The sequence below is a fragment of the Sphingopyxis sp. SE2 genome (genome assembly GCF_032227185.1).
Lineage (GTDB): Bacteria > Pseudomonadota > Alphaproteobacteria > Sphingomonadales > Sphingomonadaceae > Sphingopyxis.
Genome location: NZ_JAPMXW010000001.1, coordinates 4219183 through 4232590, shown reverse-complemented (window position 1 = coordinate 4232590; position 13408 = coordinate 4219183). Strand labels below are relative to the sequence as shown.

13 protein-coding genes are annotated in these 13408 nt (G+C 66.1%); 4 read left to right on the top strand and 9 right to left on the bottom strand.

Annotated features, from left to right (window positions below; all coding sequences use genetic code 11):
- Positions 1 to 8: 8 nt before the first annotated feature.
- On the bottom strand, positions 9 to 722 hold the full coding sequence (locus OVY29_RS20105) for a 2OG-Fe(II) oxygenase (RefSeq protein WP_313912085.1): 714 nt from the start codon (positions 720 to 722) through the stop codon (positions 9 to 11).
- 193 nt (positions 723 to 915) lie between these two features.
- Between OVY29_RS20105 and OVY29_RS20100 the strand changes: the two genes are divergently transcribed.
- The 4 genes from OVY29_RS20100 to OVY29_RS20085 all read left to right on the top strand — a co-directional run bounded on the left by OVY29_RS20100 (position 916) and on the right by OVY29_RS20085 (position 5084).
- Positions 916 to 1440, top strand: coding sequence for a hypothetical protein (locus OVY29_RS20100; protein ID WP_052182003.1), 525 nt, complete (start codon positions 916 to 918; stop codon positions 1438 to 1440).
- Positions 1441 to 1564: 124 nt separating this feature from the next.
- A complete protein-coding gene (locus OVY29_RS20095; RefSeq protein WP_313911990.1) occupies positions 1565 to 3226 on the top strand; it encodes a M20/M25/M40 family metallo-hydrolase in 1662 nt (553 codons plus the stop codon).
- 264 nt (positions 3227 to 3490) lie between these two features.
- Positions 3491 to 4066: a phosphoribosyltransferase gene (locus tag OVY29_RS20090; RefSeq protein WP_313911989.1), complete on the top strand. Its 576-nt coding sequence runs from the start codon at positions 3491 to 3493 to the stop codon at positions 4064 to 4066.
- Positions 4059 to 5084, top strand: a complete 1026-nt coding sequence (locus OVY29_RS20085) for an adenosine deaminase (protein ID WP_313911988.1) — start codon at positions 4059 to 4061, stop codon at positions 5082 to 5084. Before OVY29_RS20090 ends, OVY29_RS20085 begins: the two co-directional genes overlap by 8 nt.
- Positions 5085 to 5090: 6 nt before the next feature.
- On the opposite strand, the gene OVY29_RS20080 is transcribed toward OVY29_RS20085, so the two are convergent.
- The 8 genes from OVY29_RS20080 to OVY29_RS20045 form a co-directional block, all read right to left on the bottom strand.
- On the bottom strand, positions 5091 to 6131 hold the full coding sequence (locus OVY29_RS20080) for a rod shape-determining protein (protein ID WP_037553627.1): 1041 nt from the start codon (positions 6129 to 6131) through the stop codon (positions 5091 to 5093).
- Between the two features lie 171 nt (positions 6132 to 6302).
- Entirely contained in the window at positions 6303 to 6791 is a 489-nt protein-coding gene (locus OVY29_RS20075; protein ID WP_313911987.1) for a hypothetical protein, read from the bottom strand.
- 81 nt (positions 6792 to 6872) lie between these two features.
- On the bottom strand, positions 6873 to 7250 hold the full coding sequence (locus OVY29_RS20070) for a reverse transcriptase-like protein (RefSeq protein WP_313911986.1): 378 nt from the start codon (positions 7248 to 7250) through the stop codon (positions 6873 to 6875).
- A 17-nt stretch (positions 7251 to 7267) separates the two neighbouring features.
- Positions 7268 to 9361, bottom strand: coding sequence for a TonB-dependent receptor plug domain-containing protein (locus OVY29_RS20065; RefSeq protein ID WP_313912084.1), 2094 nt, complete (start codon positions 9359 to 9361; stop codon positions 7268 to 7270).
- Entirely contained in the window at positions 9361 to 10107 is a 747-nt protein-coding gene (locus tag OVY29_RS20060; RefSeq protein ID WP_313911985.1) for a hypothetical protein, read from the bottom strand. The genes OVY29_RS20065 and OVY29_RS20060 overlap by 1 nt, the downstream gene beginning before the upstream one ends.
- Before the next feature lie 114 nt (positions 10108 to 10221).
- Positions 10222 to 11946 carry a M56 family metallopeptidase gene (locus tag OVY29_RS20055; RefSeq protein ID WP_313911984.1) on the bottom strand — a complete coding sequence of 575 codons (1725 nt, stop codon included), beginning with the start codon at positions 11944 to 11946 and terminating at the stop codon, positions 10222 to 10224.
- The gene (locus OVY29_RS20050) at positions 11946 to 12320 is read right to left on the bottom strand and encodes a BlaI/MecI/CopY family transcriptional regulator (protein ID WP_037553635.1); all 375 of its coding nucleotides are present in this window, start codon (positions 12318 to 12320) and stop codon (positions 11946 to 11948) included. Before OVY29_RS20050 ends, OVY29_RS20055 begins: the two co-directional genes overlap by 1 nt.
- A gap of 211 nt (positions 12321 to 12531) precedes the next feature.
- A complete protein-coding gene (locus OVY29_RS20045; RefSeq protein ID WP_037553637.1) occupies positions 12532 to 13260 on the bottom strand; it encodes a Bax inhibitor-1/YccA family protein in 729 nt (242 codons plus the stop codon).
- Positions 13261 to 13408 lie beyond the last annotated feature (148 nt).

Genomic DNA, 13408 nt, shown 5'->3' with positions numbered 1-13408 from the left:
CGCGGCCCTCACGCCGCGTCGTGAAAGATCAGCCCCAGCGTGTGCCGCCGTCCCGACCGGATGGCGCTCACCCCGTGGCGCATCGCCACGCGATAGTTCCCGCGCGAACCGCGCACCGGCCGCGTATTCACCGCGAAGACGACCGCGTCGCCCTTCGCCAGCGGCACGACCGCGGCCCTCGATTGCATCCGCGGGCGCTGCTCGGTCAGCACGAACTCGCCGCCGGTGAAATCATCGCCGGGCGCCGACAGCAGCACCGCAACCTGCAACGGAAAGACATGCTGGCCATATAGATCCTGGTGCAGGCAATTATAATCGCCCGCGCCATATTGCAGCAGCAAGGGCGTCGGTCGCCTTTGTCCCGCTTCATGGCACCGTGCGAGAAATTCGGCGTGATCGGCCGGAAAGCGCGCCGCCATCCCCATCCGTTCGTGCCAGCGATTGGCGATCGGTGCGAGCCGCGCATAGAGCATCCCGCGCAGCGCCTCGACCAGCGGCGGCAGCGGATAGGCGAAATAGCGATATTCGCCGCGCCCGAAGCCGTACCGCGCCATAATCACATGGCTGCGAAACTCCGCGTCCTGGGCATAAAGTGCCGCAGTGCCGTCGCAATCGGCGGCGTTCAGCAACCCCGGCAGCACCGCCCATCCGTCGCGATCAAGCGCCGCGGCGATCGGGTCTCCATCCGGCACGTCGATATGCGCGCCGATGCGTGTTTCCATCGTCTTCGTCATGCGCCGACAATGCCATGGCGCACGCCGGTGTGCGCTCCGTTTCTTGCTTTCAAACTGAAGTCCCCGATCTCGCCACCGTCCGGCGCATCCGGGGCACAGCGGGCCTGATCGGGGCTTCCGCGCCCGCGCATTTTCTCTCTAGTCGATCCCACAGGGGCGGGTGAAGGCAGGAGCAAGGATCATGAGCGCCCTTTCGACCCGGCACGAGCCCGACCCGGTCCGTCACGGCGGCCCGCCGGCAGCGGAGGATTACGCGCTGGGGCTCCAGTTCTGCCGCGTGGGTTTTCTGTCGTTGACGCGGCTGCAACTCGCGCTCGAACGTGGCGACCGGTCGCGCGCGATGGAGGCGATCGACGACCTGCACGCGCTCGATAGCGAGATCGAACGCCTCGTCGGCGCGCTCCCCGTCTCGTTCGACGATCCGCGACAGGGGCGCGTCGCCCGTCTTCTCAAGGAAGGGAAGATGGCGGTCGCCTTCGAAAAGCTTGCGCTGGCAAGCGGGATCAGCGGGCCGGATCTGTCGTCGCGACCCGGCGTTCCGGAGCGCATCACCGGCGTGCGGGACGAAGCCGAGCCCGCCGGCATCGCCGATTGGCCGCCCGCCGAGCCTCGAACGGCGCATCTCGTGCGCATCTATGGACCGCGCGTAGCGGTGCTGTTCGCGATCGCGGCCGCCACGCTGACCGCATTGGTGGCGGCACTCTAGCAGGCTTCCATCCCACCGCACGCCGCCCGCGCTCGATAACCCGCGCCAGCGGTTCACAATGCGCGTCGCCGTGCTAAGACCCGGCTTTCGAACTGCCTCGACCGCTACCAAACCGGAACGCCTCATGAAAACGCATCTTGCCGCCGCCTTTTTCCTCGCCGCCATCGCCGCCATCGCCGCGCCGGCGGCGGCGCAAACGGGCATCGACGCCGCCAATCTCACCGAGACGGTACGCACGCTCGCGTCCGACCAGTTCCAGGGCCGCGCCCCCGGCACGGTCGGCGAGGAACGCACGGTCGGCTATCTCATCGGGCGGCTCGAGGCGATGGGGCTCGAACCCGCGGGCGTCGATGGCGGCTGGACCCAGCCCGTGCCGTTGCTCCACACGCGCCTCGGCAGTCCCGAAAAACTTGCCTTCGATCGCAAGGGCGCGGCGACGCCGCTGAGCTTCGGCACCGACATCTATGTCTCGACGCTCCAGCCGAAGGCGCGCGCGGTGGTCGCGAACGCGCCGATGGTCTTCGTCGGTTATGGCGTCAGCGCCCCCGAACGCGGCTGGGACGATTTCAAGGGACAGGATTTGAAGGGCAAGGTCGCGGTCTTTCTGATCAACGATCCCGATTTCGTCGCGGCGAAGGGCGAGGATGCGTTCGGCAAATTCGGCGGCCGGACGATGACCTATTATGGCCGCTGGACCTACAAATTCGAGGAAGCCGCCCGCCGCGGCGCGGTCGCAGCATTGATCGTCCACGACGCCGAGGGCGTCGGCTATGGCTGGAATGTCGTCAAAAGCGCCGGCGGCGAAAATTACGGCCTCGTCGTTCCGCCCGAAAAGGTGACGAGCCTCGCACTGCAGGGTTGGATCTCGGGCGAGACGGCGACGAAACTCTTCGCCGATGCCGGGCAGGATCTGGAGGCATTGCGCGTCGCGGCGCGGCGGAAGGATTTCAAGCCCGTCGACCTCGGCACGAGCTTCGACGCCGAGGTCCCCGTGACGCAGGAGGTCGTGCAAAGCCAGAATGTGCTCGCCAAGATTTCGGGCTCGAAGCGGCCCGACGAGGTCGTCATCTATGGCGCGCACTGGGACGCCTATGGAGAAGGTCCGCCCGACGAGCAGGGCCGCATCTATCGCGCGGGCGCGAACGACGATGCGCTCGGCGTCGCGGGGCTGTTCGAGATCGCGCGGTTGTTCAAGGCCGCGCCGCCGCCCGACCGCACGATCGCCTTCGCCTTCTGGACCGCCGAAGAGCGCGGCCTTCTGGGGTCCGAAGCCTATGCCGAAAAGCCTGTCTTCCCGCTCGAAAAGACCGTCGCCAACCTCGGCCTCGACATCCTCCAGACCGCCGGCCGCGCCAAGGATGTCGTCCTCGTCGGCAAGGGGCAGGGCACGCTCGAAGACGATCTCGCCCGCGTCGCCGCGACGCAGGGTCGCACGGTCAGCGTAGAAAGCCTTCCCGAACGCGGCCTCTTCTATCGCGCCGACCATTTCAGCCTCGCCAAACGCGGCGTTCCCGTCCTGTTGATGATGGGCATCGCGGGTGCGTCCGATCTGGTCGAGGGCGGCAAGTACGCGGGGCAGGCGTGGGTCGATGCCTATACGGGCAAATGCTATCATCAGGCGTGCGACGCTTGGGCCCCCGACTGGAACCTCGAGGGAGCGGTGCAGGATATCGAGATTTTCCACCAGATCGGCGATGAATTGGCGCGCTCGGCGCGCTGGCCCGGCTGGAGGGCCGGCAGCGAGTTCAAGGCTATCCGCGACCGGAGCGCCGCGTCGCGGAAATAGGGGCGCGATGCGCGGAGGTGACGGGTTTCGACCGGCAGCTTCCTTATAATCCTCCCTCCGGCGAAGCCGTGGGGAGGTGGCAGCCCGTAGGGCTGACGGAGGGGCTGTTGCGCGAGGTTGCTGCCCCTCCACCATCGCCTGCGGCGACGGTCCCCCTCCCCATGGCTTCGCCACAGGGAGGATATGCCCTCCGTCTAATGGCAGTTCCCCACCCAAATCCGTCGCGTCTTGCGACCTTTCGCCCGGAGGATTACTCCGCATCTCATGACCGCGGAAAAAATCTTCATCAGCGCGAACGATCTGCTCGCCGATTCCCTGCGCCTCGGGATGCAGGTCATCGACAGCGACTTCAGGCCGACACACCTCGTGGGCATATGGCGCGGCGGCGCGCCGGTCGGGATCGCGGTGCAGGAATTGCTCGACTATCACGGCCACCATTGCGACCATATCGCGATCCGAACCTCGTCCTACAAAGGCATCGACAGCCAGGACCCGCAGGTGAAGGTCTTTGCTTTAGGCTATCTGATCGACACGCTGAACCCCGACGACCGGCTGCTCATCATCGACGACGTCTTCGACAGCGGCCGCAGCATCCGCGCCTTTATCGCCGAACTTACGGCGCGCTGCCGCCACAATATGCCGCGCGACATCCGCATCGCCACCGTCTGGTTCAAGCCCGGCCGCAACGTCACCGACCTCCGCCCCGATTTCTTCGTCCGCGAAACCGACCAGTGGCTGATCTTCCCGCACGAGATCGACGGGCTGACGGTCGAGGAAATCCGCCGCCACAAGCCCGAGGCGGCGATCATCCTTCGGCAAGAGGAGGTGCCCGGTGCCTGACGGCTTCGCTTCGCGCGACGAGCGCGCCGCCTTCATCGCGGCGCTGCCCAAGGCCGAACTGCACCTCCATATCGAAGGTTCGCTCGAACCCGAACTGATGTTCGAGCTCGCGCAGCGCAACAATGTCGCCATCCCCTTCGGATCGGTAGAGGAGGTGCGCGCCGCCTATGCCTTTTCGAACCTCCAGGATTTCCTCGACATCTATTATCAGGGCATGGGCGTGCTTCACCGCGAGCAGGATTTTTATGACCTGACCGCCGCCTACCTCGCGCGCGCCAACGCCGACAATGTCCGGCACGTCGAGATTTTCTTCGACCCACAAGGGCATACGGAGCGCGGCGTTGCGTTTGAAACCGTTGTCACCGGCATCACACGCGCGCTCGATGATGCCGAGGCCAGTTACGGCATGACGTCGAAGCTCATCATGTGCTTCCTCCGCCACCTCAGCGAAGCCGAGGCCGAAGCGACGCTCGACGCGGCGCTGCCTTATCTGGACCGCATCGACGGCGTCGGGCTCGACTCGTCCGAAGTCGGGCACCCGCCCGCCAAGTTCGAACGCGTCTTCGCGCGCGCCCGCACCCTCGGGCTCAAAATCGTCGCGCACGCCGGCGAAGAAGGCCCGCCCGAATATGTGCATGAGGCGCTCGACCTGCTGAAGGTCGACCGCATCGACCACGGCAACCGCAGCCTCGAGGATCCCGCGCTCGTCGCGCGCCTCGCGGCCGAGGGCATGACGCTCACGGTCTGCCCGCTCTCGAACCTCAAGCTCTGCGTCGTGGGCGATATCGCCGACCATCCGCTGAAGACCATGCTCGACGCGGGCCTCAAAGCCACGGTGAACAGCGACGATCCCAGCTATTTCGGCGGCTATGTGAACGCCAATTACCAGGCGGTCGCCGACGCGCTCGACCTGTCGAAAGCCGAACTCCTCGCGCTCGCGCGCAACAGCTTTACCGGCTCGTTCCTCGACGACGCCGCCAAGGCGCGCCACCTCGCCGCGATCGACGCCTGCGCCTGACCCGCGTCAGGCGGCAATCAGCACGCCATGATAGGTGCGGTCCTCGAACGCGCGCCCCGCGCCCATCGCGACGCAGATCAGCGCGTCGTCGGCGACCACGACGGGCAGCCCGGTGGCGCGCGCGATCGCTTCGTCCATGCGGCGGAGCAGCGCGCCGCCGCCGGTCAGCGTGATGCCTTCGTCGATGATGTCGGCCGACAGTTCGGGCGGCGTCTGTTCGAGCGCCGCGCGCACCGCGCCGACGATCTGCCCGACCGGTTCGGCGAGCGCCTCGGCGACCTCGGCCTCGGTCACCCGCACCTCGGCCGGGCGTCCGGTCACCAGATCTCGGCCCTTGACCCCCATGACCATGCCGTCGCCCGTCGGCGGGGTCGCGCAGCCGATCGTGAGCTTGACGCGCTCGGCGGTCATTTCGCCGACCATGAGGTTGTGTTTGCGGCGGATGAACGACGAAATCATGTCGTCCATCTTGTCGCCGCCGACGCGCACCGAATTGCTGTAGGCGATGCCACTCAGCGACAATATCGCGACCTCGGTCGTACCACCGCCGATGTCGACGACCATGGCCCCTCTGGGCTCGGCGACCTGCAAGCCGGCACCGATCGCGGCGGCAAGCGATTCCTCGATAAGCTGGACCGATGCCGCGCCCGCATTGCTCGCCGCGTCGCGGATCGCGCGGCGCTCGACCATCGTCGACCCCGACGGCACGCAGATCACGACATGGCTGCGCTGGACGAAACGGCTCGGCCCGCCCTGCGCCTTGTCCATGAAATGCTTGAGCATCTGTTCGGCGACGTCGATGTCGGCGATGACGCCGTCGCGCAGCGGGCGGATCGCCTGGATATTGTCGGGGGTCTTGCCCATCATCGGCTTGGCTTCGTTGCCGACGACCTTGACCCGGCGGATGCCGTCGCGCGTTTCGAGCGCAACGACCGACGGTTCGTTGAGGACGATGCCCTTGTCGCGCACATAGACGACAGTATTCACGGTACCCAGGTCGATGGCCATATTGTGCGCGGCCGACGCAAACCGATTAAAAAACTTCATATGCGGGGCAAATGCCTTCGGGAATGAACGGAAGGATCAGGCGTGCCGGCCCTTCGGCGCCCACAACGTCTGGTCTCATGATCGACTGCGTCGAACCCGCCGACGCGTCAACGAAAGCCGCCACCAATACTGCCAGAACGGTTGTTTCTCAGGTTCGGTTGATCGAACGGTTCAAAATTCGGGGTCAGCCGAGCCCGGAAGGCGCAATTTGAGGCCCTGCAGTTTCACGATCCGATCGCCCTCGCACAGCGGCGCCGCGATCAGCCGCATCCAGCGGCGCGGCGCCTGCGCAGGGCAAATTTCGACGTCGAGCGTGAAGCCGCGCCGGTGGCGGATCGCATAAGCGCGCAATTTCTCCATCGCCGCGCGCGATCCCTCGGCATACAGTGCCGCCGCCTCTTCGCGCGCGACCGCCGCGCCGCGCGGTATCCCGAAAATATCATAGACTTCGTCCGACCAGCTCAGACGGTTGTTGTCGGTGAGGTCGCATTCCCAGTGCCCGATCCCGATGCGCCCCGGTCCCAGCCGCGCTGCGACATCGACGACGTCGGGAATCGGGTCGAGCGTCTCGCACCGGTGCAGCTGCCCCAGTTCGAAAAAGCGCGCTCGCTCGTAGAGCGGCCAACTGTGGTGGACGGGCAAGGGATAGGTCGGCTTCAACGCGCTGGTCTTTCGCTGGATCCGTCAAGATGGACGGCCAGCACTTAACAACTGGTGAGGCTTTTTGACAGCCTTTCGGCGCTATCGTCCGCGCGCCAGCGCGATCCCCGCCAGATTCTGCGTCCGCTTGATATGGCGCACGGCGGGCGCCGGCCCGTCGCCGGCGAGCGCACGAAAATGGGCGAGATGTTCCGCCGTTTCGCCACGGGCGCGCACCGTGCCGTTCGCCTGCGCCACCACCCCCGCCGCGTCGCCGAGCAGGATGAAATTCGCCAGCCCCAGGTCGCGCGCAAGCCGCAGCGCCGCGATCAACGCGAGCCATTCGGCATCCTGGCTGCTGCCGATCCCCGCGTCGCGCACGACGACGGCCGCGCCGCCGGTCACCACGGCGGTTTCCATCTTTCCCGGATTGGGCCGGCATCCGCCGTCGAAATAGATTTTGATGCGTCGCTTCGTCACCGGGAGTTCCTATCGCGTCAGAATGTCCCGCGCACCGAAAAGACGAAGATCGGCCCGATCAACCGGTCGCGCTGCTCGATGAAGGAAACCGGGCTGCCGCCGCGCACGCCGGTATAGACGATGCGGTCGCGTTTCGACCGGGCGTTCACCATGTTGGAGATCTGGGCGCGAACGGTGAGGCCGAACACGTCCTTGTTCTCGACGAACAGCGACGCCCATATGGGCCCTTCCCAGACCTTGTCGGTCTGGTTGCGGCGGTAATTGGGCTGGTAATGCGAATATTCCAAGTCGCCGCCCCACGCCCAGTCGCTCGCGGGAATATCGTGGCGCAGGCCCAGCTCGACTACGGTGTCGGTGAAACCGCTCCACTGCCGCTTCTCGCCGGTGAAGGGATCGCGCAGCGAGCTTTTCTGCAGCAGCAGACGCGTGTTGAGCCGCACCCCCTTCAGCCCCGCCGGGTCGAGATTGATCGTCGATGTCCAGTCGATCGCACCCGCCTTGGCCTTCGCGATATTGCCGACCGCCTCACCCGTCTCGCCGATCGGGATCACGTCGACGCGATCCTCGACGTCGCGGTAGATGAAGATCAGCTTGGTCGACCCCCAAGGGCCCAGCTTTTTGTTGATCTCGCCCTCATAGGTCCAGTCCTGCTGGGGACGCAGGTCGTTGTTGCTCGCATTCTGGTTGCCGTCGTTGAGGAAGGCGCGCGCGAGAAAATCATAGAAGGAGAGCTGTAGCACCCGCCGCCGGAGCTTCACCGATATGTCGAAATCGGCCGATGGCGCCCAAGCGAGCGAAATCGACCCCTTGGGCCGGAAGAAGCTGCGCGTGAGGCCATTCACGCCCGTCTGGGTGATCGTCGAATGCTCGGCGCCCGCGATGATCTGGAAATTGAGCTTGTCGGTGAGCTTGCGCCCGAAGCTCAAAAGCCCTTCGTAGCGATCCTCGCTCACCCCGCCGGTGCCGCCTTCGAACGGAATGTCGACGAAGTCGCCCGAGGGACCCAGCACCGCGAGCGACGCGACATTGTCGAGCGTGTTGAACGCCGCCTCGCCCGACAGTTGCCAGTCGCCGCCGAACATCTTCCACTGATATTCGCCGCGCCCGATCGTCTCGCCAAGGTCGCCGGTCTGCATGAAGCGGTCGCCCGTCGCGATGCCGCCGTCGGGCGTTGTCACGATTTCCTGTGAATAGGGTTCGTGGCTGAAGCGCCTCAGCCCGATCAGTTTCAACTTCCCCGGCCCGAGCCCGAACTGATAATCGCCGCCGATCTCGTAATTCCAGCTGTCGGCCTTTTCGCGCACGGTGCGGATGCGGTCGGGCAGCCCGGGACCGGTGCGCACGCCATCCTCGTAATAGCGGTCGTATTTGCGCTGATAATGGCCGCCAAGATTGGCGACGGTGTCGCCCGCCGGATCCCATGTGATGCGCCCCGACAGCTTCGGCGTGTCAAAATGGGTGTGCCAGATGTCCTTGCGCCGTTCGATGATATTGCCCGCGCCGTCATAGATCAAAGTCGGGCCGCCCGCGCCGCTGCGCGCCGAATCGTCGTTGTTGAGCGAGGCCTCATATTCGATCTCGCCCGACCGCCCGCGCACCGACACGTCGGCGCGCGTGAACAGCGGGTCGGTGTAATGCGGCCGGAACTGCGGCTTCCACGAAAATTGCCCCGAAATGCCGTCGGCGCGATAGACGATATTGGCGACCTGTCCCGACAGTCCGGGGATGTCGAGCGTCGCGCCGTCGACGATCTCGATCCGCTCGACATTGCCGCCGGGGATACGCGACAGCTGCGTATACATGTCGTCGGCCTTGTTCGACGGCCGCTTGCCGTTGAACAGCACATTGCCCGTCGCCTGCCCCAGCCCGCGCAGCTCCTCGCTGTCGCGGATCTGGAACCCCGGCACCTGGATCAGCATGTCATAGGCGTTGACGGGCGCGTAGCGCGCGAAGTCGGCGGGAGTATAGACCTGCCGCGCCGGGGTGGTCGCGGTGGGTGCGACCTCGGTCGCGGCGGGCGGCGCCGTATCGCCGCTCGGCACGGGCGTTTCCTGCGCGAGCGCCGGGTTGGAAAGCGCGGTGGCGATCGCCGCGAAGCTGGTCCATCGCATCACTTGGCTTTTCCCCCCGCCGCGCGGTTCATCGCCTGCGCATATTCGCCCGTCACGCCCATCGCCTTCATGCCGACGACCTCGTCGGCGCTCAATTTCCGGTATCCCGCGGCGGCGAGCCCGCGCACATAGGCGCCGTCGACGCCGAGCGCCTTGCAGGCGATCGCATCCTCGACGTCGGTCAACACGAGCGCCTCGGACTTCAGGTCGCGCACATATTCGGGCCGCACCTCGAGCGCGGCGGCGGCGATCAGGTCGTCGGCATCCTTGGGCCGCACCCCCTCGCGCGTCAGCCCGTCGGCCAGCTCGATCGACGCGTCGACGAGAAGCATCGCGAGCAGCGACGAACGCTGGTCGGGCGCGAGGCCGCGCTCGCCGAGCGCCCTTTCGAACGTGGGATCGGAGGTAAAGCGGCACGCGCCTTGCCCTTCGAAGGCTCCTGTCAGTGTGCCGGTGCACGACAGCGTGCCCGCGTCGTGCGCGATCTGAAAGCTGACGGGTCCGGGTGTCTTGCGGCGCAGCGCCGCTTCGGCACCCGCGAAGTAACGGCGCGATCCGTCGAAACTCTGATCGCTGCTCGACTGCCGGTGCTGGATGCGGATGCGCGGCGCGCTCTTCTTCCCGCTCGCGGGCTCGGCGATCCAGCGCACGTCGGTCAGCACCAGCGGATCGGCGGCGGCGGTCGGCGCCGAACAGGCGAGGATCGACAGCAGCGCGGAGCCGCCAGCAAAAAACAGGGCCTTCATATGGTGCACTCCTCCCTCCGTGCGCCAGGCGAGCGCCATCGCTCGCCGCCGCAGCGGCGTTTTTCAAACAAGGTTTCGATCAATCGTCGGTGCGTCCGGATGAACGTCCGGGCGTCAGTCGTCGGGCGCCCTCGGCGGCGCCGGCGGCTCGGGGGTCGCCGGTATTTCAATCCGGGCGGTGCGGCCATCGGCGCGGCGCGCCTCGATCACGCCGCGTTCCATGTCGAGGATCGCGACATCGCCGCCGCGCACCGCCTTCGTGACCGGCCGCGACTTCGCGGGGGGGCGCGATTTCGCCGCGGGCCGGAACGCGCCGATCGCTCGCAATTCGATCGCATCGTCGGCGTCGCGCATCCTGACACCCGACCGCTGCATCTCGGTGACGAAATCGCAGTCGACCCCCATTGCCTTCAGCGCAATCAGATCGTCGATACCCACATCCGGGAAATGCGAGCGCATGTCGCGGGCGAAGGCCGCATCGATGCCGACGTGGCGTGCGCCCACCAGATCGTCAAACCCGGCGCCGGGGATGATGGCGCGCATCTGCCGGATATAGGCGGGATCGATCCCGCTTGCCTTGGCCGAGATGATGTCGTCGGCATCCATCGACCCGCCATTCTCGCGCAGTTTCTCGACATATTCGGGGGTCACGCCGACCGCGCGCATCCCGACGAGCTGTTCGGCGGTCAGTGGCTTCGACGTGGCTGTCGCGGCCCCATCGACCGCAGCGTTGCTTGCAACCGCAGCCGCCCGCGACGTCACGCTTGCCTTTGTTGTGGTGGAGGCGGCGACAGTGTGGACTTCCGCCGCCGCCTCGGGCTTCGCCGTCGCCGAAAAGGCGGCGAGCGGCGCGGTGACGCCGGCGAGCAGCACGAGGCTCATCAGCATCCAGCTTGCGCTCGCCGGGCCGCGCCGCAGGCTGCCGTCGAGCACGCGGGTGATGCGGCGTTTCAGGCTGTCCTTGCCCGGCGCGACGCCGTGCGCGGCGAGCAGCGCGCCCTGATTGTCGTGGCGCGCCGCGCCGACCAGCAGCGTCGCATAGTCGGGGCCGTCGATGTCTGCCATCAGCACCGCGTCGTCGGCCGCTTCCTCGCGCAATTGATGGCTCTCACGCGCCAGCACCCACACCAGAGGATTGAACCAGAAGACCGCGCAGGCGACCCGCGCACCGAGCAATTTCGCCCAGTCGAGCCGCGCGACATGCGCCAGTTCATGCGCGATGATCGCCTCGGCCTCACCCGAAGCCGCGACGGCCTTCGGGCTCAGCACGATCGTCGGGCGCAGCACGCCCCAGCTGATCGGCGAACGCAGCTCCTTGCTCACCAAAAGCGCGGTGCCATGCTTGAACCCCATGCGCCGCTGCGCCTCGGCGAGCGCCGACAGCCACGAACGTTCGACCAATATTTCGGCGCGCCCGCGCATCGCGAACAGCCGCACGACCGCCAGCGCCATCACTCCGCACAGCAGGACGAGCGGGACAAGATAGAGAAAGGGGGCAAGGTCGCTCCAGTCGACAACGATCGGCGTCGATCCGGCCCCATCCACCACGACAGGGACCGGGGCCGTGGCGACGGCCGGATCGACCGCCGACCCCCCGGTTGCCTGTGTTTCGAGGGCGAGCGAGGCTGGCGCCGCGAACCAGTTCGCGGGAAGCGGCGCCCATTGCGGCAACAGCAGGATCGCGGCGGGCAGCGCGAGCAGCGCGGCAAGCCCTGCATGCGCGATCATCGACCGCTCGCCCGCCGAACGCGCCCGCGCGAGGCGGAGCAACGCCAGCGTCAGTGCCGCAATGACGGCGGATTTCCAGGCGAGGCCCAGCAACATGGCGGTGGTCAGCATCACCCTCTCCCTTCGCGTGCCTTGGCGATCATCTTTTCGAGCTCGTCGAGTTCGTCGCCCGTCATCTCGTCCTGCATCCCGAGCAGCGCTGCCGCGGCGCTCGTCGCCGATCCGTTGAAGAAGACGCGCACGACCTGGCTCAGCGCCGACTTGCGCGCGGTCTTGTCCGACACGCTCGGCGCGTAGACAAAGCCGCGCTCCGACCCTTCGCGTGCGACGAAGCCTTTGGTCTCGAGCCGCTTCAGCATCGCGCGGATCGCCGAACCCGACAGCGGGTCGGCGAGCGCGTCGCCGATCTCGGTGACCGTCGACGCGCCGCGCTCGTACAATATGTCGACGATTTCGCGTTCCCGCGGGGGCAGACTGGACAGCATTCGAATCACCTCATGCGCTACATTTGTAGCGTGCTACATTTGTAGCGCGTGCTTGGCAAGGGGTTTTATTCGAATAATACACATCGTTCGTCGAACGATTGTCGCGGGCGGGGGCGCAGGCATAACGAACACGCCCGCGCGCTCCCCCAAAAAGAAAGAGCCCGGCGGATCGCTCCGCCGGGCTCGTTGATGTCGTCCGTGTCCGGTCCGCTTATTCGCGGCTGCCGAGCAGGTTGAGCAGGAAGGTGAACATGTTGACGAAGTCGAGGTAGAGCGTCAGCGCGCCCATCACCACCGACTTGCCGACGAAGTCGGTCCCGCGGACATAGAAATACATGCTCTTGATCTTCTGCGTGTCATAGGCGGTGAGGCCCGCGAAGAGCAGCACGCCGATGACGCTGATCGCGAGGCTGAGCGCGCTCGACTGCACGAACATGTTGATCAGCATCGCGACGAGGATGCCGACGACGCCCATGATCAGGAAGGTACCGAAGCCCGACAGATCCTTCTTGGTCGTATAGCCGTAGAGGCTGAGACCGAGGAAGGCCGCCGCGGTCGCGAAGAAGGTCGTCGCGATCGAGGTCGCGGTAAAGGCGAGGAAGATCGTCGACATCGACAGACCCATCACCGCGGCATAGACCCAGAACAGCGCCTGTGCGGCGCCGGTCGAGAGCTTGTTGATGCCAAAGCTCAGCACCAGCACGAAGGCCAGCGGCGCGAGCATCACCACCCACATCAGCGGGCTGCCGATCATCGAGGCGGTAAAGCCGCTGTTGAACGCAAGCATTGCGACGATGCCGGTCAGCAGCACGCCAGAGCCCATATAATTGTAAACCGACAGCATGTACGACCGCAGACCGGCATCGACGGCCTGGTCCATTGCGTTCGCGCCGGCGCCGAAACCGGAAGCCGCCATATTGGGGTCGTTCCAATTCGCCATTTTTCATCTCCATAACTGGCCAGCCCATACCGGCCGTATCGACAATATCGGGGGTTTGCCCGCGCGTTTCAAGCGAAACCGGACATCAGCAATATTCCAGCAATATTATTGTCCCGTGTGCAAACAGGGGTCGCGGCGCGGAACATCG

Excerpts from the sequence above, each read along its gene's own strand:
- OVY29_RS20105 (WP_313912085.1), bottom strand. The coding sequence starts at position 722 with ATGGAAACACGCATCGGCGCGCATATCGACGTGCCGGATGGAGACCCG.
- OVY29_RS20100 (WP_052182003.1), top strand. The coding sequence starts at position 916 with ATGAGCGCCCTTTCGACCCGGCACGAGCCCGACCCGGTCCGTCACGGC.
- OVY29_RS20095 (WP_313911990.1), top strand. The coding sequence starts at position 1,565 with ATGAAAACGCATCTTGCCGCCGCCTTTTTCCTCGCCGCCATCGCCGCC.
- OVY29_RS20090 (WP_313911989.1), top strand. The coding sequence starts at position 3,491 with ATGACCGCGGAAAAAATCTTCATCAGCGCGAACGATCTGCTCGCCGAT.
- OVY29_RS20080 (WP_037553627.1), bottom strand. The coding sequence starts at position 6,131 with ATGAAGTTTTTTAATCGGTTTGCGTCGGCCGCGCACAATATGGCCATC.
- OVY29_RS20065 (WP_313912084.1), bottom strand. The coding sequence starts at position 9,361 with ATGCGATGGACCAGCTTCGCGGCGATCGCCACCGCGCTTTCCAACCCG.
- OVY29_RS20060 (WP_313911985.1), bottom strand. The coding sequence starts at position 10,107 with ATGAAGGCCCTGTTTTTTGCTGGCGGCTCCGCGCTGCTGTCGATCCTC.
- OVY29_RS20055 (WP_313911984.1), bottom strand. The coding sequence starts at position 11,946 with ATGCTGACCACCGCCATGTTGCTGGGCCTCGCCTGGAAATCCGCCGTC.
- OVY29_RS20050 (WP_037553635.1), bottom strand. The coding sequence starts at position 12,320 with ATGCTGTCCAGTCTGCCCCCGCGGGAACGCGAAATCGTCGACATATTG.
- OVY29_RS20045 (WP_037553637.1), bottom strand. The coding sequence starts at position 13,260 with ATGGCGAATTGGAACGACCCCAATATGGCGGCTTCCGGTTTCGGCGCC.